A 19,626-nucleotide genomic window follows, 5' to 3' on the forward strand; every position below is an offset into this window, starting at 1 on the left:
GTGCGCGCAGAGGGACTTGAACCCCCAAGGATCGCTCCGCCAGATCCTAAGTCTGGTGCGTCTGCCAATTCCGCCATGCGCGCAAACACTGTAAAAAATAATACCATTTCTTATATAATAAAACCAACCTGCTGTTTGGAGAATGTAAATTAAGCTGGCACGCCTGCGCGCGCATTGAAACACGCGCTTGGCAGCCCTAAGGAGAATCGAACTCCTGTTAACGGCTTGAAAAGCCGCTGTCCTAACCACTAGACGATAGGGCCGTAAAGGAGCGCCTATTTTAACATATTGTCTTTTTTTGTTACAACGCGCCGCGGTTCTGGCTGAGATTACAGCTCTATATTATCGATCAACCGCGTAGCCTCAACATACGCCGCGATTAAAATGACCGTCTGGCCGGGCAAGTATTCAGCCAGCGTGGACAGATCGTCACGGCGCAAGATCTCAATGTAGTTTACCAAAATACCCGGCGCGGCCTGCAGCGTCCGCCAGACCGCCAGCTTGACCTCGTCCAAACTTTTACCCTGCCGCAAAAGCTCCGCGCCAAATTTCAGACTGAAATACAGCGCTGGCGCGCGCCGCCTTTGCTCCGGCGACAAATAGCTATTACGCGAAGACAGAGCCAGTCCGTCCGGCTCGCGCACGATCGGACAGGCGACTATCTCGACCGGATATTTTTCTGTCTCGGTCATTTTTTGCACGACCCGTAACTGCTGATAATCTTTCAAGCCGAAAAAAGCTTTGTCGGGACGCACCAGATCGAAAAGCCGCGCGACTACCGTTACTACTCCGTCAAAATGTCCCGGGCGCGCCACACCGCAGGCCGCGCGGCACAGGCTCTCGTCCGCGCGCCGCAGCCGCGCCGGTTTGTCCGGCGGATATATTGTGTCCACGTCAGGCGCAAATAAAATATCCGCGCGCGCGGCAGACAGCAACTCCTCATCGCGCGTCAGGTCGCGCGGGTATTGGGCATAATCCTCGCCAGGGCTGAATTGTTTAGGATTAACAAAAATTGAAACGACCACGGCGCCGCATCTGGTTTTGGCCTGCTCGACCAGTGCCAGATGCCCGGCATGCAGACAGCCCATAGTCGGCACGAAACCAATAGTCTGGCCATTTTTTTTCAACTCGGAAATTTCAGCGGTCAGCTCAGCCGCGGTTTTGACGATCAGCATTTATGGCAAAAACCGCACGATAGCCCAGAAAATGACGGCTAAAACCACGGCCAGGATTTTTAACTGCAAATTATTGGTCACTATTTTCAGCATTTTCTTTCCCGTTTTCCTCCGCTTTGCGCAGATTCTTTTTTTCCTCTTCTTTTTTCTTGATATCACACATTATACACAATTTTTGCGTTTCGCCGGTGGATTTATTTTTACGCTCGACCAGAAACGCGCCGCACGCTGGACAATTTTCTTTGAGCGGCCTGTCATTGCAGGTAAAGGTACATTCGGGATAACCGGTGCAGCCGTAAAAAACCTTGCCTTTGAAACGCCCTTTGCTGCCCTTGCGCTCCACGATCCCGCCGCCGCACAGCGGACACTGCACATCCTCAATTATTTTAGGTATCGATTTAGTATTGCGGCATTCGGGAAATCCCGTGCAGGCAATAAAGTCGCCAAAACGGCCGGACTTAATGACCATCGGCTTGCCGCACTTTTCGCAAATCTCGTCGGTCGGCCGGTCTTTGATGCGCATGTCTTCCATGTTTTTTTCCGCGGCGGTGATGTCCTGCTCAAACGGCAGGTAAAAAGCGCCGAGCATTTTTTGCCAATCCTGCTGGCCTTCTTCCACTTCATCGAGTTCCTGTTCCATGCCCGCCGTAAATCCCGCGTCCACAATCTTGGGGAAATGCCGCTGCATTTGCTTGTCCACGGTGAGCCCCAATTCGGTCGGCGCCAGCGCCATGCCCTGCTTATCCACGTAGGCGCGCGTCTGCAAAGTGCCGATGACCAGCGCGTAAGTAGCAGGACGGCCGATACCCAGCTCTTCCATTGTTTTGACCAGCGACGCCTCGGTATAGCGCGGCGGCGGCTGGGTAAAACACTGCTGCGCGTCGACAGCTTTTACTTCTAAGACCTCGCCCTCGCTTATTTCCGGCAAAAGCGCGGCTTCTTCGCCGGAATTTTTATCCTCGTCCAGACCGTATACTTTCAAAAAACCCAACTCTTTGATGACCGAGCCAGTCACTTTCAGCAAATAATCCCCCGCCTGTATTTCGATCGAAGTCTGATCGTAAACCGCTGGTATCATCTGCGAAGCCGTAAAACGCCGCCAGATCAGCGTGTAAAGTTTTAATTGATCCGGCGTCAAATAAGGCGTCAGCGACTCCGGCGTCCGCGCCACCGCGGTCGGACGGATCGATTCGTGCGCGTCCTGCGCGGACTTGCTCTGCCGGTAAGTGTTGGGTTTTTCCGGCAAAAATCCCGCGCCGAAATTACCGCCGATAAAATCCCGCACCTCAGCCAGCGCCTGCTCAGCGACGCGCGTCGAATCCGTGCGCATGTAAGTTATCAAACCGGTTTGGCCGTCGCCGCTATCCACGCCCTCGTACAATGTCTGCGCGATCAGCATAGTCCGGCGCGTGTTAAAACCCAGCTTATTCGCGGCTTCCTGCTGCAGCGTGCTCGTAATGAACGGCGCCTTAGGATTTTTGCGCCGCTCGCTGCGCTTGACATTGGCCACTCTCGACTCGCTGGACAGGATAACCCGCTTGATCTTCTCCGCAACCGCCGCGTCGGGCACAATAAAATCCTGAACTTTCTCCACGGTGTTAAAAACTTTAGCCTTAAAAACCGCGTCCTTTTGATACTGCGCTTCGATATTCCAGTATTCCTGCGGCACAAATTGCTTGATCAATTCCTCGCGCTCGCAAATAAGGCGCATGGCGGCAGACTGCACGCGTCCGGCGGAAAGCCGCGGCTTCACTCTTTTCCAGAGCAGCGGCGAGATCTTGTAACCGACCAGCCGGTCTAGCAAACGCCGCGCCTGCTGGGCGTTGACCCGATTCATGTCGATAGTCCGCGCTTTTTGAAAAGAAGCCAGCACGGCGTTTTTGGTAATCTCATTGAATTCGATGCGTTCAAATTTTTCCGGCGGCAGCTTGAGCGCCTGTACCAAATGCCAGGCTATCGACTCGCCCTCGCGGTCAGGGTCAGGCGCCAGAAAAATTTTTTCAGCTTTGGCGGCGTACTGTTTTAATTCTTTGACCAGCTGATTTTTGCCTTTGATAATACAGTAACTCGGCTCAAAATTATGCTCAATGTCGACCGCCAGGCGGCTTTTGGGCAGATTGCGCAAATGCCCCATTGAGGCCACCACTTTATAATCTTTGCCCAGATATTTTTCCAGAGTTTTAGACTTAGCCGGCGATTCGACGATCACCAGATACTTATACGCCATGCGCTAACCCCCGTATATACTTTATAAGGAATTTCCGCCGCTTGTCAAGCCGCGGGGTTGTGTTAGCTGGCATTGCATAATCTCGATCAATTGGAGGCGTGGCCGAGGGGTCGATAGCGCTATTGACAGTTAATTTCAACGAATGTTAAATTGAACAAAAGTTTATTGACATCAAATATCAATATGTCAAAGGAGTACCCCGATGCAGCTAACTGAACTGGGCAAAAAAGAGAAAGTCCGTATCGTCAAAATCAACCGACAGGGACGCACGGACATCGCGGTGCGGTTGACCGATATGGGGCTGGTCAAAGGCGTTCAGCTGGAGCTGATCCGCCGCGCACCGCTGGGCGATCCGCTGGAGATCAAGACTGGCAATTTTCTTTTGCTTTCGCTGCGGCGCGAAGAGGCCGAAATTATCGAGGTGGAAAAGCTATGAAAAAACCGGAAAGCAAAAAAATATTGGTCGCGCTGGCCGGTAATCCCAATAGCGGCAAGACTTCGCTTTTTAACAGCATTGTCGGCACGCATCTCAAGGTCGGCAATTATCCGGGGGTCACGATCGAGAAAACCGAAGGCGCGCTCAAATACGGCGGCTACAAAATAATTTTCGTCGATCTGCCGGGCACTTATTCGCTCTCGCCTTATTCGCCGGAAGAAGTCATCACGCGCAATTTTATCGTCGAGGAAAAGCCCGATGTCGTGCTGAATGTTGTGGACGGCACCAATCTGGAGCGCAATCTGTATCTCACCACGCAGATCATGGAGCTGGGCGCCAACATGCTTATCGCGCTCAATATGTACGACGAAGTTTTGCAACAAGGCACCAAAATTGACTTCAAGCATTTGCAGAAAATGCTCGGCTGTCATATCGTCCCGACCATTGCCACGCGCAAAGACGGCCTCGACAAGCTGCTGGAGCATATCGTTAAAATACACGAGCGGAAAATCATCATTGCCAAAAACAAACTGGTCTACGACCCGCAGGAAAAAGATCCGGCGGTTTTGGCGGAAAGCCGCTATGCTTTCATCAACGGCGCGGTCAAGGAAACCGTCGAATATCTCGACAAGCCGCTCAAAACAATTACGGACTGGATCGACGCTGTTTTTATCAATCGGCTGCTGGGCATTCCGATTTTCCTGTTTATCATGTGGGCGATTTTTCAGCTGACTTTCAAGCTCGGCGAATATCCGATGGGCTGGATCGAGTCCGTGATCGTTTTTCTCAGCGAGTTTGTTTCCGGCGTTTTGCCGGAAGGCTGGTTCTCCTCTCTGCTGGTCGACGGCATCATCGCCGGGGTAGGCGGCGTAATCAGTTTCCTGCCGAATATTTTGCTGCTCTTTTTGGGCATTTCTTTTTTGGAAGCGACTGGCTACATGGCGCGCGCGGCTTTTGTTGTGGATAAACTCATGCACAAGATCGGGCTGCACGGCAAATCTTTTATTCCCATGCTGACCGGTTTCGGCTGTTCGGTGCCGGCTTTCATGGCCTGCCGCACGCTCAAAAATCCCGCCGACCGCATCACCACCATGCTGATCATTCCCTTTATGTCCTGCGGCGCTAAACTGCCGGTGCATTTGCTGCTCATCGGCGCGTTTTTTCCAGAACATATGAGCGGCAATGTGCTGTTTGGCGTTTACATGTTCGGAATTCTGATGGCGCTGCTGTCCGCTTTTTTCTTAAAGAAATTTTTATTCAAGGGCGAGTCCGAGCCTTTTGTCATGGAGCTGCCGCCTTACCGCGCGCCGACGTTTTCTTATCTGCTGATCCAGATGTGGATCAAAGCCCAGCTCTATCTTAAAAAAGCCGGCACGATCATTCTGCTGGTGTCGGTCATCATGTGGGGGCTGACAACTTTCCCGTCCCTGCCGGAAGATCATCCGGGCGAAATGTCGCAGATCGAATACAGTCTGGCGGGACGCGCCGGCAAGCTCATTGAACCGGTGATCAAACCGCTGGGCTTTGACTGGAAGATCGGCATTGCGCTGGTGAGCGGCGTGGCCGCCAAGGAAGTGGTAGTCTCCACGCTCGGCACGATCTACGCGCTGGACGACGCGGACATCGAAGACGAAGAAGCTACCGCTCTGAAAGACCGGATCAGCAGCGATCCTATCTTCACGCTGCCGACTGTTTTGGCGCTGCTGGTCTTTGTTCTGCTCTATGTACCGTGTCTCGCCGCAACCGCGGTCTTCCACAAAGAAGCCGGTAGCTGGCATTACACCGCCTTGTATTTTGGCTACACCTGCGGCGTAGCCTGGCTGGCCGCTTTTATAGTTCAGCGCCTCAGCTCTTTGTTTTTCTGATCAGGGAAAAGTTTGCCGCAGAGAAAATTCGCCGGTTTTTCGGCGGCTTAGCTTCATTGGATTAGGGCGCTTGCCCTGCTTTAAGAATTTAAACCCAGCGCTGAATCCACCGGCAGGGAAAAAATAACTCCTTCCGCTTTGGAAGCAATGCCGTGGGTCTGACTTACGGCCTGCATAATAGCTTCTTTTTTATCCCGCTTGGCCAGAATGATAATGACCTCTTTTTCTCCCTGCATCGAAACGCCTAAAAGTTTTACCGCGTTCTCGCTGGCCAACCCGCGGGCGTTTAACACCGTGCCGCCCCGAGCGCCGGCTTCTCTAGCAACGGTCATAAACTCGTCACTGTAACCCTGATTGACGATCGAAATAATAAGGTCGCTTCTGGTTGTTTCCATATTGGTTTCTCCTTTGCTTGTTAAATTTTTTATTCTCCTGCGTTTTTGCTGAAACCCCCTTAGGATAACTGTATTCAAGGCTGAAAGCGCCACCGTAAACGCAATGCCCGCGCCCAAACCGTGCGCATTAAGCTCCTCACGGATCGCCAGCAATAGCTCTGGCGCGCGCGCCTCCTGCTCAAGGCAAATCATCACCCCCTTATCCTCCGCGCCTACACCCAAAATATCAAGTATATTAGAGGTAGCCGTCCCCTTGCCTTTGCTGATGGAGTGAAATAAGACCGCTTTTTCTTGAAGCAGCTTCGAGATCAGCTGAACCTTGTCCCAGTTTACGATAACGACACAAAATTTCAGCGCCAGCGGCGTTTGGTCTGGAACGCTCTTTGTTTCCGCGTGAAAAAAAGGAACCTTTAACGGCAGTTTTACCCTTAAGCCGCCGGATTTTGCTTCAGCCATAAACAACCTCCTCATACAGCGTGATATGGCTAATTTCTTCAGGAGTGAGTGTGGACAGCACCTCAGCGTGTTTTTCCCTGAGAGCCGCGGCTTGTTTCTGTTTTTGCTGATAAATAAGCCCCATTATCTGGATAACAAGAAGCGGTGTCATAGCGACCATAGCGACGATGCCAAAAGCATCTCGCATTATGTCACCGCCAACACCGGCACAGGCGCCGAGCGCCAGCGGCAGCAGAAATGTTGAGGTCATCGGGCCGGAGCAAACTCCGCCCGAATCAAACGCGATACCGGTAAAAATACGCGGCACAAAAAAAGTAAGGCTTAAAGCCAGGGCATACCCCGGAACCAGAATAAACAAGATGGGAATACCAGCGATAATTCTCAGCATCGTGATCCCCAAAGCCAGCGCCATGCCCACAGCCAGACCGGTGTACATCATTTTGCGGGTAATCGCCCCCTGGGTCACATCCTCAACCTGCTTGTTCAGCACATGGACAGCTGGCTCCGCCGCGACAATAAAATAACCGATCAGCACGCCGATCGGCACCAACATCCATTTAAGCTCCGAGCCGGCCAATTCACTGCCAAAAAGGTGCCCCACTGGAATAAAACCCACGTTGACGCCGGTGAGAAACAGCACCAGACCGAGAAACGTATAAACAAAGCCCACCGTAATACGCAGCAGCTGATGCTTTTGGTAGCGCCGCGTAATAACCTGAAACACCGTGAAGCACACGAGCAGGGCGGCCAGCGCAGTCGAAACCTCTTTGGCCATGTGCGGAAACTTTTTGATGAACGCCAGCGCTATGTCTCTGTCCGTGTAGGCGGCGAGCGCCGACGCATTGATCATCTCGCCTGCGTTGACATGGGTGACATTGTTGATCAGACCGAGCATTAATACCGCCAGAATAGGGCCAATGCTGCAGAGGGCAACAAAACCAAAACTGTCTTCCTGCGAACCTTTGTTGCCAAGCAAAGACGCCACGCCTACGCACATGGCCAGCATGAACGGCACGGTGATAGGCCCGGTGGTCACACCGCCAGAGTCAAAAGATACCGGGATAAAGGCATCGTTACCGGTAGCTAACATATACGCCGCGATACCGAAAGTGATCAGGTAAAAAAACCACAGCAGATTCCGTAAAGGAATGCCGGACAGCACCCGCAGCACCGCTATGGCCAGAAATACCCCCACGCCAACCCCCACGGTAATAATCAGCACCCAGATGCCGAGCGCCTGTTCAAGCTGTAGCGCGAGCACCATCAGATCCGGCTCGGCAATGGTAATAATGACCCCCATTATGAAACTAATGCAGAGCGCCAGGACCAAGCTGGACATTTTCGTGAGCTGCGCGCCGATACCTTCGCCCATAGGCGTCATAGCCATATCCGCGCCCAGAGTAAAAAAACCCATGCCGACAATCAGCAGAGCCGCTCCGCAGAGAAACATCAAAATGACGCTGCCCGGCATCGGCACCAGAACAACGCTGGCGATCAGCACGATAGCGGTAATGGGCAGTACCGCAGAAAAAGCTTCTTTTATTTTGGCCAATAACACTTTGTTCATAGAATATCTTTCGGGCTTCCCGCCGCCGGGAACAGCTTAGACATACTTAATTATACTATACCCAACCCAGGCCTGTCATTTCTCGCCCATTTCCGTCGTAGTGTAAACTCTGCCGTCATTTACATGATGCATTTTCCTCTCCGGAGTAACCATATATGAAATAGTATCGCCACAGAAACCAATGTTTGTGACTTCAAAAAACTCATTTTCATTTAATCTAATCTTTGTTGGTTTGCAAAAACGGATTGCCAAAATTGCACTATTATTTAAAATATTCAGCCCGCTCCAGGCGACAGTTTGAGAGGAAAAATAATATTTAGCCGCCATTTTGTCTCTGTAATTTGTTTTTAAATCGCGTTTTATAGCAGCAAAAACAGAAAAATTTCTCATCTCGATCCCACACGTAAACTTAATTATTTTGCAATATAACATGCTTATCATCCTTAATTTCGCCGGCAAATATTGCCGAACAGCGTTTTAGGCGGCCATACCTTACTTATATATATCGCAAGTATTTTTGATTAGTTGCAAAATAACTTTACTTATATCACAAAATTAACGATTTTATCCGGCACGATAATTTTTTTGACTATAGTTTTGCCGGCCAGATGTTTCTGCACCGCGGGATCGGCCAGCGCCAATTTTTCCAGCTCGTCCGGCGGCAGTCCTTTGGCTGTCTTTTGCGCGCCGCGGGCTCTGCCGTTGACAGAGAAAACTATCTCCACCTCGTCAGTCGTTAAATATTTTTCGTCGTATTCCGGCCATTTTTCCAGATGAATGGATGTTTGGTGTCCCAGTTTTTCCCAGAGCTCCTCGGCCAGATGCGGCGCGTAAGGCGCCAGTAGTTGCAAAAAAGCCTCGCCAGTTTTTCTGTCCAGCGTTTCCGCGCTCTGCGCCGCGTTGAGGAAAATCATTAGCTGGGAAATGCCGGTGTTGAAATTCAGCGAGTTGATGTCCTCGCCGACTTTTTTGATCGTCTGATGCAGGATTTTTAACAACTCCGCGTTCGGCCGCGCGTCCGCGATTTTTTTTGTCTCAAACAAATTCCAGGTTTTGTCCAAAAACCGCCGCACACCCAAGATACCTTTGAGCGACCACGGTTTGGACATTTCCAGCGGCCCCAAAAACATGATGTACAGGCGCAGAGCGTCCGCGCCGTATTCCTGGATCACGCCGTCGGGATTGACCACATTGCCTTTGGACTTGGACATTTTCTGGCCATCCTCCGCCAGGATCAAACCCTGATTGGTCAGGCGCTGAAAAGGCTCCGGCGTGGAGACCACGCCCAGATCGAACAAAACTTTGTGCCAAAAACGCGCGTACAGCAAATGTAGCACCGCGTGTTCCGCGCCGCCGATGTAGTGGTCGACTGGCAGCCAGTAGTCCAGCTTGCTTTTGTCCGCCAGCGCGGCCGGATTGCGCGGGTCGATGTAGCGCAGATAATACCAGCTCGACCCGGCCCATTGCGGCATGGTGTTCGTCTCGCGTTTGGCCGCGCCGCCGCATTGCGGACATTGGGTATTCACCCAGTCCACGATATTGGCCAGCGGCGATTCGCCGGTGCCGGTCGGTTCGTATTTGGCCACATCGGGCAGTTTGAGCGGCAGCTGGTCTTCCGGCACGGCCACCGCGCCGCACCGCGGACAATGTACCAGCGGTATCGGCTCGCCCCAATATCTCTGCCGCGCAAAAACCCAATCGCGCAACTTATAATTAACCGTTTTTTTGCCAAAACCTTTGCGCTCCAGATCGGCGGTAATTTTTTCCTTGAACTCCGCGCTGGTCAGTCCGTCATATTCGGCGGAGTTTGTCGCTTTGCCGTCCTCACCAAATATTGTAATGACCGGAATATTATATTTTTGGGCAAAAGCCAGATCACGCTCGTCATGCGCGGGCACAGCCATGATCGCGCCGGTGCCGTAAGAGATCAAAACATAATCAGCCACCCAGACCGGGATCTTCGCGCCATTGACCGGATTGACAGCAAAAGCTCCCGTGAACACGCCGGTTTTGTCTTTTTCCAGATGCGCGCGCTCCAGATCGCTTTTGAGTCTGGTCTGCCGGACGTATTCGTCCACTTGAGCCTTTTGCTCCAGCGCGGTAATTTTCTCCAGCAGCGGATGTTCTGGCGCAATGACCATAAAAGTCGCTCCGTACAATGTATCAGGCCGCGTGGTAAAAATTTTTAGTTTTTCCGTCAGGCCGTCGAGCGCGAAATCCACTTCCGCGCCGATACTTTTTCCTATCCAATTCCGCTGCATCAATTTTATCGGCTCCGGCCAGTCCAACAAGTCGAGGTCATTGAGCAGACGCTCGGCATAGGCCGTGATACGGAGCATCCACTGGCGCATATCTTTTTTGACCACCGCGCCGCCGCAGCGTTCGCAGACACCGTCTTTTACCTCTTCATTGGCAATGCCGGTCTGGCAGTTTTCGCACCAGTTGATCGGCATATTGGCTTCATAGGCCAGCCCTTTTTTGTGCAGCTGCAAAAATATCCACTGCGTCCATTTGTAATATTCCGGATCGGTCGTGTCGATCTCTCTGTCCCAGTCATAAGAATAACCCAGCGCCTGAATTTGCCGCCGGAAAGTTTCGATATTTTTCTGCGTCGAAAGCGAGGGATGCGTGCCAGTTTTGATGGCGTAATTTTCGGCGGGCAGACCGAAAGCGTCCCAGCCCATCGGGTGCAAAACGTTAAAGCCATTCATGCGTTTGTAGCGGCAGAGAATATCCGAAGCCGTGTAGCCCTCGGGGTGCCCCATGTGAATACCCGCGCCGGACGGATAAGGGAACATATCGAGACAATAAAACCGCTTGTCTTTGGGAAAGGAATTATCTTCCGTGGCTTTGTATAATTTGGCTTCCGCCCATTTTTTCTGCCATTTTGGCTCGATAGTCAGGTGAGCGTAACGGTCGGACATAAGGAAACTTTAACAGTTTATGGATTAACACGCAACGAAACGATGCTGTTTTAAAGGGACAGGCGCCGGGTGCGAATTTTCTATATTCTTTTATATTCTTTGGCTTATCTTTAACTCTCTGTTTGGTGATAGAATAAGTATATTTCGAAAAATGGAGCTGATAATACGAAATATGCCGCAGAATACAGACCTAAAGTTCTTTACTAATGAACCAAATGCGACCCTGCTGGACAGGTTCAGAAAATCGCTGAAGTTTGTGCGGTATTTTGATATTCTAGTAGGTTATTTCCGGGTTAGCGGTTTTTATAATTTATATAAAGAATTTGAGACGATAGATAAGATCAGGATTCTGGTCGGACTTAATGCAGACAAAAAAACTTATGACATCATCGAAGAAACCAGAAATCCAAACCAGCTAAATTTTTCTGCTAGTAAAAATTTAAAAACACGGGCAGACATAATGCTGTCTGACGAAATGGAAGAGGCTGAGGAAACCAGTGCAGTGGAGTTTGGTGTAAGAAAATTCATTGAGTATCTGCAAAATAAAAAAATAGAAATAAGGGCTTATCCCAGCAGAGACATCCATGCCAAAGTATATGTGAGTCGTTACGATTCTGGTAAACACGATGGTTTTGGTTCAGTAATTACTGGCTCCAGCAACTTCTCTGAAAGCGGACTGATCACACAGCGTGAGTTTAACGTGGAGTTAAAAGATTCAGCAGATGTAAAGTTTGCTCTGGAGCAATTTGAAAAACTCTGGACTGAATCAATAGATGTGTCTGTTGAATATGTAAATACACTTTCTAATAAAACATGGATCAATGACCAGCTCACGCCTTATGAGCTGTATCTAAAATTCCTGTATGAATATTTTGTGGAAGATATTAGCGCCGACCAAGACATACAGAAATATTTACCAGACGGATTTAAGACCTTGAAATATCAAGATCAGGCGGTAATCTCCGCTAAGAAAATTTTAGAAGCCTACAATGGAGTGTTTTTGGCGGATGTTGTTGGTTTAGGCAAAACATTTATAGCCGCTTTGTTAGCCCAGCAGCTCAATGGCAAGATACTTATAATCTGTCCGCCTGTTTTGCAGGATTATTGGAACGAAGTGTTTTTCAATTTTGGCATTAGATCATATAAGGTTGAATCGCTCGGTAAACTGGAAGCCATCTTAAATAATGGCGTGGAGAATTATGACTATATTTTCATTGATGAAGTTCATAGATTCAGGAACGAATTAACTCAGGCCTATGATTTACTGCACCAAATTTGCTATGGCAAAAAAGTAGCGCTAATCTCGGCGACCCCTTTGAATAACACCATAAACGATATACTGGCTTTGTTAAAATTGTTCCAGAATGGCAGAAGCTCCAGCATACCTGCCGTACCAAATTTAGAAAACTTCTTTGGCAAATTGAGAGCTAAACTAGATAAATATAAAAAGACCGACCCTGAGTATCTACCTCTAGTTAAAGAAGTTTCTGCGGAAATACGGGATAAAGTCTTAAAGCACGTTATGGTCAGGAGAACCAGAAAAGAAATTGTTAAATATTTCAATTCTGATTTTACGCAGCAAAACCTGCGGTTTCCAGAACTGACCGAGCCGCGGCAGATCGCCTATTACTTTGATAAAGAGACTAATGCTGCTTTTAATAAAACTATTAAATATCTTATAGGCTTTACCTATGCCAGATACAAACCTCTAACCTATTTGAAAGAAGGTCTGGAAGAATTCGAACTGCAGCAGCAAAGAAATATGATGGGTTTTATGAAGGGCATTTTGATCAAAAGACTGGAAAGCAGTTTTCAGGCCTTTCGTCTGACGGTGGCTAGATTTATTGATTCTTACTCTGCTTTTATTAAGGCTTATAAGCAGGGTTATGTTTTCTTCGGAGAAAAAATCCGCTTGCAGGATTATGAAGATTATGACAATGATGAAGAGTTGCTAAAGCTCATTGAAAGCGGCAAAGTGCGACAAATTGCCGCAGATAAATTTAAGGTGGATTTTATTAAAGACCTTGAGCATGATCTGGTCATACTAAATGAAATAAGAAAAATATGGCAAGCTGTAAAAGTTGATCCCAAGCTGGAACAATTTGTCGATAAATTGAAAAACGATACAGACTTAAAAAATAATAAATTGATCTTATTTACAGAATCCAAAGAAACTGCAGAATATTTATACCGTAGTCTGAACAAAACTTTTAGAGATAAAGTTATGTCCTTTGCCAGCAACGGCGGCCTCTATAAAGACGAGCAATTCAGCCCCAAAATAGCCAAAGACATAGTGCAGGAAAACTATGATCCCAATAACAAGACACACAAAGACGATATTAAGATACTCATTACGACTGATGTGCTGGCGGAAGGCATCAACCTGCATAGAGCAAATATCATTATCAATTATGACTTGCCCTGGAATCCGACCAGAGTCATGCAGAGAGTCGGTAGAATTAATCGCGTCGGCACAGAATATGCCGCTGTACATGTCTATAATTTTTTCCCGACAGAACAATCCAGCGAGCATATTTCTCTGGAGGCTAGTATCAAGGCCAAGATACAGGCTTTTCATGAAACGCTGGGTGAAGACTCTAAATATCTAACGGGCGAAGAAGCGCCGACTAGCCATGAGCTGTTTGGCGATGCTTTGTATAAACGCTTAAACAGCAAAGAATCGCTGGAAGATGAGAATAACTCTGAAGAATCTGAATTGGAATATTTGCGGGTCATTCAGGATATTAGAGACAAACAGCCTGAATTATTTGAGAAAATCAAACGCATACATAAAAAAGCCCGCTCTGCAAAAACTATAAAATCGGGAAAACAGGTTGTCAGTTTCTTCAGGATCGGTAAATTGAAAAAGTTTTATCTGGCTGATGCCGCTAATGCAAAAGAATTACAGTTTTTTGCTGCCGCTAAAATGTTTAAATGTGAGCCAGTTACCCCCAAACTAAGTATTCCTAAGGATTATTACGAACTATTAAATAAAAACAAGGCGGCTTTTCAGAATAGTTTTAACAGTCCCGATGACGAAACGCTTGCCAGAGGTCGCTCCAACGAGAATTATGTGTTGAGTAGATTGAAAGCCAATGACTTTAAATATCAACAGAGGTTTACCGAAGATGATGAAGAGTTTGTTGCTCAGGTCATTAACGGTATCAATACCGGTTCCATCTCTAAACTGACTGTCAAAAATATAAAACAAAACATAGAAAAAGAGCCAGATCCATTGAAAATGTTGGCCGTATTAAGGACACATGTTAAGCCAGCGATATTAGGAGTAAGAGTTACTGGCAATAATCTGGTCAAGGGGAAAAAAGAAGTAATTTTGTCCGAATATTTGAATGGGCTGGATAATGAATAGGCTTGAAGCAATAAGAATAATCGAGGATACTTTTGACAAAGCCTTTAATGAGGAAAAGTTTCTTTATTTTGTGCGTAATCTGTTTAACGATCTTAATGAAGCCAAAAAATTTCCTCAGCCGTTAACGGGCAGTTATATCAAAGATGCTTTCAAAGGCAAGATAAGATCTTATAAAAGACTTGGACAGTACACCGCCCCCAATGGTGTGGTCATAGATATTATAGTGGCCGAGTTGACCCAAGAGTATGCTTTGGATCACGCTAGAACATCACAGCGCAACTTTGCTGCTGATTATTTGAAGACCAGAGGCAATAAAGAAATCGGCTTGTTCATTTATTATTCTCCCGACAGGCCAGATTGGCGATTTTCTTTGGTCAAAAGAGAGTTAAAGACTTATCAAAAAGCCAGCGGCAAGGTTGCTATTGCCGAAGATTTGGTGCCAGCCAAAAGGTTTTCTTTCCTGGTTGGGGAAAATGAGCCGAATCATACAGCGAAAAAGCAGCTGCTCCCCCTGCTGGAAAACGAGCAGAAAAACCCGTCATTAAAAGACATTGAGCAAGCCTTTAATATCGAGACCATATCCGATGAATTCTTTGAGAAATACAAAGAATTATACGGGCAGTTAAAAGAGTCTCTGGATAAGCTGGCGGCGGAGCAGACAGAACGCGGCAGAAAAATAAAAGAAGACTTTGAAAACAAAAATATTGATACAGTTGATTTTGCCAAAAAGCTGCTGGGGCAGCTGGTATTCTTATACTTCTTGCAGAAAAAAGGCTGGCTGGGCGTTGATCGAAGCGGCGCTTGGGGAGAAGGCTCTAGATCTTTCCTGCGGGATTTGTTCGATGGAAAATATGTCAAGTATGAGAACTTTTTTAACGATGTTCTGGAGCCATTGTTCTATGAAGGTTTGGCTTATGACCGGGGCGAAACAGCTTTTTACAATGGGCTGAAATGCCGGTTGCCTTTTTTGAACGGCGGTCTTTTTGATCCGCTTCAGGATTATTCCTGGGAAAAAACCGATATTTGCATTCCGAATGAAATATTCTCAAACAAAACAGCGGACAATGTAGAAGGCACTGGCATACTGGATATTTTTGATCTATACAATTTTACGATCAAAGAAGATGAGCCGCTGGATAAAGAAGTCGCCATCGACCCCGAAATGCTGGGTAAAGTTTTTGAGCGGCTGCTGCCGGTAAAAGAGCGCAAATCGCAGGCGGCATTTTACACACCAAGAGAAATTGTCCACTATATGTGCCAGCAGAGTTTGATAAATTATCTGGCCGCTGAATTGAAAAATAAGACAGCACGGGAGGATATAGAAAATTTCATATTACAGGGCGAGCTGGCGGCGGATAATACAGACTCAGGTGGTTACGCGGGACAGCTGCCCAGAAGTATTAAAAATAATTATGCGGAAATCGATAAACTGTTGGAAAACCTTAAAATATGCGATCCAGCCATAGGTTCCGGCGCATTTCCTGTCGGTATGATGACGGAGATAATTGCCGCCCGCAATGCGCTGACGCAATGTTTCTCAAACAAGCAGAACAGAACCCTGTACAATTTCAAGCGTCACGCCATACAGGAATCTATCTATGGGGTAGACCTTGATGCTTCAGCTGTAGATATTGCCAAACTCCGGCTCTGGCTTTCATTGATAGTTGATGAAACAGATATGAAAAATATTCAGCCGCTGCCAAATCTTGATTACAAAATTATGCAGGGAAATTCTTTACTGGAAGAATTCGAGGGAGTAAAATTATTTGATGAGAATTTCCTCGCTAAATCTGAAAACCTATATGAGCAAGAATTAAAAAATATCCAAACTGAGCAGTTAAGCCTGCAGAAAGAATTTTATGAATATGGAGTCCAGGTTAATGATCTGGTCAGTATTAAGAAAAAAGGCAGGGAAATATCTGACCGCAAGAAAATTTTGGATAAGAGAGCCAGGGAATTAAGAAAGTTGTTGTCTGCTAATGGCAGTTCATTAGAAGACACTTTGTTTAATCAGCAGTCTGCAGCCAAGAAAAAGCTGGAAAAATATCAAGCCAAACAAAAGGAATTTTTTGACTCTGTGCAAAAAAGTGAGAAAAAGAAACTTTTGCAAGAACTTGGCGAACTAGAATGGGAGTTGATCGAAGCCACGCTCAAAGAACAGCACAAAACCAATTCTCTGAAAAAACTGGAGCAATACAAAAAGGCCAGGACAAAACCCTTTTTCTTATGGAAACTGCATTTTGCCGAAGTGTTTCAGGAAAAAGGCGGATTTGATGTGGTTATCGCTAATCCGCCGTATGGAATTTTGAATAAAAAACAAAACAAGGCAGAAAGTATAGTGGTTCCACCTGAAGAATTAGAATATTATAAGAACAGTTTATATTATGAGCCTGCAACTGGCAGGATGATAAATATATTTCGCCTGTTTATTTTAAAAAGTTTGAGACTGTTGTCTTCTGAGGGGATATTTATGCAAATATTTCCATTAGCTTTTACAGGCGACCTTAGCATAACAAAATTAAGGAAGTACATTTTAGAAAATTGTTCAATAATATTTATTGAAGCATTTCCAGAGAGAGATAACGAGAATAAGCGTGTATTTAGAGATGTAAAAATGTCAGTGGCGATAACCTGTATAAAAAACACAAAAACACCAGATAACTTTTTCGTTAGAATAAATACTGATAAATATATTGATGTTTCTGCCGAGAAAAACTATATAAATAAGGGAATTATAGAATTATTTGATGATAATAGTTATACGATACCCTTGATGTCATCAAAAGAAACTTCATTATTGCAAAAAGTTTTTACAAAAAGCACAAAATTTTCAGACATCGGCTGGTGTTATACTGGAGAAATTGATATGACTTTTTGCAAAGCAGCCTTTACAAAAAGCTCTAAGGATACTGTCTTGTTAAGAGGTGCAATTCTTGATCGTTATATAATAAAAGATAAAATGAGCCAAGGCGAGATATTATATATTGATGAAAATAAACTTAGAAAAACAAAGAAAATTGATAAAAGTGTATTTAGCAGTGAACGTATTGTTATGCAAGGAATTACTGGTGTTAACGAAAAAATTAGATTAAAAATGATGATTATCAAAGATGTGTATTGCGCGAATTCAGTTAATTTCCTGGTCTTGAATAAGGATGTTAATAATAAATATCTTTTAGGCATATTTAACAGTAAATTAATGAATTTTATATTTAAAAAATTTAGCACAAATAGTAATGTTAATGGCTATGAGATTAACAATTTGCCAATAAGGCTACAATCGTATGATGAACAAAAAATAATATCCATTGTTGACCAAATTTTAACTGTTAAAAGAAAATTATTGGGAACTTTTGATTTGGAAGCACAATTAGATAAATTGGTTTATGAAATATATGAGCTTTCCCCGGAAGAGATTAAAATTGTGGAGGAGAGCTTGAGATGACCACCTACAACAAATATCCTAGAGGTTCAGAATGGCGGAAATGGGATTTGCATGTTCATGCTCCCAGCAAATATACTTGCGCTAAAATGGATGAGTATTTTGGAAGTAATCCATCGGAGAAGTTTATAAGATTTATTGAAGAATTAAAAGAGCTCAATGACTTAGCCGCTGTTGGTATTACTGATTATTTTTCATTGGATGGTTACAAAGAAGTAGTGAACTATCAAAATAGTTTATCACATATACCACTAATTTTACCGAATGTCGAATTAAGGCTCATTCCAATGACAAACGATGCAAAAAAGATAAATGTTCATATGATTTTTAATCCTGAAAACATAACCGTTGATGAGTTTGAAAGATTTTTATATAAATTTGAATTTGGTGTAAATGAAAAATACACTTGCAAAGAAGAAGATTTAATAAGATTAGGTAAAAGTTTAGATTCGCATTTAAGTGAAGAAGCAGCATTTAAACGTGGCCTAAATGAGTTTTATATATCATTTAATGATTTTCATGAAAAATACAATGCCCAGAGTAATCGTTTCAAAGAAAACACGATTGTAATTGTTTCTAATAATAGTAGAGATGGTGTTTCTGGAATACAAAATATGTCTGCTACAAGAAATAATATTTATATGATAGCAGATATGATATTTTCCGGCAATCCTTCGGATAGAGTTTATTTTTTAGGGCTTGGAATAGATTCAGAAAGTGCTGTAAAAGATAAATGTGGTGCATTAAAACCATGCATACATGGTTCGGATTATCATGGTGGTAATAATGGCAGAAAATTAGCGGTGCCTGATTTAAATAAATATTGCTGGATTAAAGCTGATCCAACTTTTGAGGGGTTGAGACAAGTTATATATGAGCCGAAAGATAGGATTTGTATTCAAGAACTTGAGCCAGACACTAAACGTCCTTATCAAGTTATAGAGAGTATTAGGTTTATAGATAGTAATTTTATGACCGAAGAAATTCCATTAAATAGCAATTTGACTGCTATCATTGGTGGCAAATCAACTGGTAAATCGGTATTATTAAGAAATATTGCTAAAGCAATAGACAATAAACTCGTTGAAGATAAGTTAACAGAAGTTAATATTCCGCAGTATAAACAAACAGTCATCGATTTCTCCGTTAAATGGAAAAATGGTGAAGAATCAACTGTTCAGACAAATATTCCAAGCAAAAAAGTAATATATATCCCTCAATCATATCTCAATCGACTATCCGGAGATATTGAAAAGAGAGAAACCGTTATAAAACTAATAGAAGATATTATCAAACAAAATTCACAAATTAGTGCTGTTTTTGACAAAATAGAACAATCTCGCAGAGAAATTTCTAAAGAAGTCGCTTTGGAAATTGAGAGTATGTATAGCTGTTATCAAGACATTCAAGAGCAAGAGTATGCTATAAAAGAGCTAGGGGATGCAGATACCGTACAGACCGAACTGAATAAATTAGAGCAAGAAATTACCGAATATAAAAAGAAAGAAGGAATGACAGATCAAGAGATTGCTGATTATCAGGAATTATTAGATGAAAACGTAGCTCTAACTGACCAAAAACAGGTTATTGAAACAGACATGCAGAACTTAGATATGTTGATACAAGATGGGATTTGTTTTGCAGATATTGATATATTTTCATTTTCTGATAAAACAGGACAAAAGATTCAAGTTGAGTTTGAGGCAGTAAAACAAGAAGCTGCTAAAGCGTTTACTATACGATTAACTGCCCTAAAGACTATACTAGAG

General features: G+C 45.2%; 11 protein-coding genes and 2 tRNA genes. 5 read left to right on the forward strand and 8 right to left on the reverse strand.

The window, feature by feature from the left end:
* Nucleotide 1 precedes the first annotated feature (1 nt).
* The 4 genes from LBJ25_03165 to topA form a co-directional block, all read right to left on the reverse strand.
* Nucleotides 2-83 (reverse strand) — tRNA-Leu (locus LBJ25_03165).
* A 105-nt stretch (nucleotides 84-188) separates the two neighbouring features.
* A tRNA-Glu gene (locus LBJ25_03170) sits at nucleotides 189-263 on the reverse strand.
* A gap of 66 nt (nucleotides 264-329) precedes the next feature.
* Complete coding sequence (gene panC, locus LBJ25_03175) at nucleotides 330-1,175, reverse strand: pantoate--beta-alanine ligase (protein MDR1452958.1); 846 nt, start codon at nucleotides 1,173-1,175, stop codon at nucleotides 330-332.
* 70 nt (nucleotides 1,176-1,245) lie between these two features.
* Entirely contained in the window at nucleotides 1,246-3,402 is a 2,157-nt protein-coding gene (gene topA, locus LBJ25_03180) for a type I DNA topoisomerase (protein ID MDR1452959.1), read from the reverse strand.
* Between the two features lie 202 nt (nucleotides 3,403-3,604).
* Between topA and LBJ25_03185 the strand changes: the two genes are divergently transcribed.
* Nucleotides 3,605-3,838: a ferrous iron transport protein A gene (locus tag LBJ25_03185; protein ID MDR1452960.1), complete on the forward strand. Its 234-nt coding sequence runs from the start codon at nucleotides 3,605-3,607 to the stop codon at nucleotides 3,836-3,838.
* Nucleotides 3,835-5,703, forward strand: coding sequence for a ferrous iron transport protein B (feoB, locus tag LBJ25_03190; GenBank protein MDR1452961.1), 1,869 nt, complete (start codon nucleotides 3,835-3,837; stop codon nucleotides 5,701-5,703). The genes LBJ25_03185 and feoB overlap by 4 nt, the downstream gene beginning before the upstream one ends.
* Before the next feature lie 80 nt (nucleotides 5,704-5,783).
* On the opposite strand, the gene LBJ25_03195 is transcribed toward feoB, so the two are convergent.
* The 4 genes from LBJ25_03195 to leuS form a co-directional block, all read right to left on the reverse strand.
* Entirely contained in the window at nucleotides 5,784-6,554 is a 771-nt protein-coding gene (locus LBJ25_03195) for a hypothetical protein (GenBank protein ID MDR1452962.1), read from the reverse strand.
* A complete protein-coding gene (locus LBJ25_03200) occupies nucleotides 6,547-8,121 on the reverse strand; it encodes a DUF1538 domain-containing protein (GenBank protein MDR1452963.1) in 1,575 nt (524 codons plus the stop codon). Before LBJ25_03200 ends, LBJ25_03195 begins: the two co-directional genes overlap by 8 nt.
* A gap of 75 nt (nucleotides 8,122-8,196) precedes the next feature.
* Nucleotides 8,197-8,511 (reverse strand): hypothetical protein, encoded by a 315-nt coding sequence (locus tag LBJ25_03205; GenBank protein MDR1452964.1) that lies wholly within the window; start codon nucleotides 8,509-8,511, stop codon nucleotides 8,197-8,199.
* Between the two features lie 152 nt (nucleotides 8,512-8,663).
* Nucleotides 8,664-11,045 (reverse strand): leucine--tRNA ligase, encoded by a 2,382-nt coding sequence (gene leuS / locus LBJ25_03210; GenBank protein ID MDR1452965.1) that lies wholly within the window; start codon nucleotides 11,043-11,045, stop codon nucleotides 8,664-8,666.
* Between the two features lie 172 nt (nucleotides 11,046-11,217).
* Between leuS and LBJ25_03215 the strand changes: the two genes are divergently transcribed.
* The 3 genes from LBJ25_03215 to LBJ25_03225 form a co-directional block, all read left to right on the forward strand.
* Nucleotides 11,218-14,415, forward strand: a complete 3,198-nt coding sequence (locus LBJ25_03215; protein MDR1452966.1) for a phospholipase D-like domain-containing protein — start codon at nucleotides 11,218-11,220, stop codon at nucleotides 14,413-14,415.
* Nucleotides 14,408-17,860 carry an Eco57I restriction-modification methylase domain-containing protein gene (locus tag LBJ25_03220; GenBank protein MDR1452967.1) on the forward strand — a complete coding sequence of 1,151 codons (3,453 nt, stop codon included), beginning with the start codon at nucleotides 14,408-14,410 and terminating at the stop codon, nucleotides 17,858-17,860. The genes LBJ25_03215 and LBJ25_03220 overlap by 8 nt, the downstream gene beginning before the upstream one ends.
* The coding region (locus tag LBJ25_03225; protein ID MDR1452968.1) for a hypothetical protein at nucleotides 17,857-19,626 on the forward strand (1,770 nt) is incomplete at its 3' end. The genes LBJ25_03220 and LBJ25_03225, both read left to right, overlap by 4 nt.

Source organism: Candidatus Margulisiibacteriota bacterium (genome assembly GCA_031268855.1).
Taxonomy (GTDB): Bacteria; Margulisbacteria; Termititenacia; order Termititenacales; family Termititenacaceae; genus Termititenax.

Excerpts from the sequence above, each read along its gene's own strand:
- panC (MDR1452958.1), bottom strand. The coding sequence starts at position 1,175 with ATGCTGATCGTCAAAACCGCGGCTGAGCTGACCGCTGAAATTTCCGAG.
- topA (MDR1452959.1), bottom strand. The coding sequence starts at position 3,402 with ATGGCGTATAAGTATCTGGTGATCGTCGAATCGCCGGCTAAGTCTAAA.
- LBJ25_03185 (MDR1452960.1), top strand. The coding sequence starts at position 3,605 with ATGCAGCTAACTGAACTGGGCAAAAAAGAGAAAGTCCGTATCGTCAAA.
- feoB (MDR1452961.1), top strand. The coding sequence starts at position 3,835 with ATGAAAAAACCGGAAAGCAAAAAAATATTGGTCGCGCTGGCCGGTAAT.
- LBJ25_03195 (MDR1452962.1), bottom strand. The coding sequence starts at position 6,554 with ATGGCTGAAGCAAAATCCGGCGGCTTAAGGGTAAAACTGCCGTTAAAG.
- LBJ25_03200 (MDR1452963.1), bottom strand. The coding sequence starts at position 8,121 with ATGAACAAAGTGTTATTGGCCAAAATAAAAGAAGCTTTTTCTGCGGTA.
- LBJ25_03205 (MDR1452964.1), bottom strand. The coding sequence starts at position 8,511 with ATGAGAAATTTTTCTGTTTTTGCTGCTATAAAACGCGATTTAAAAACA.
- leuS (MDR1452965.1), bottom strand. The coding sequence starts at position 11,045 with ATGTCCGACCGTTACGCTCACCTGACTATCGAGCCAAAATGGCAGAAA.
- LBJ25_03215 (MDR1452966.1), top strand. The coding sequence starts at position 11,218 with ATGCCGCAGAATACAGACCTAAAGTTCTTTACTAATGAACCAAATGCG.
- LBJ25_03220 (MDR1452967.1), top strand. The coding sequence starts at position 14,408 with ATGAATAGGCTTGAAGCAATAAGAATAATCGAGGATACTTTTGACAAA.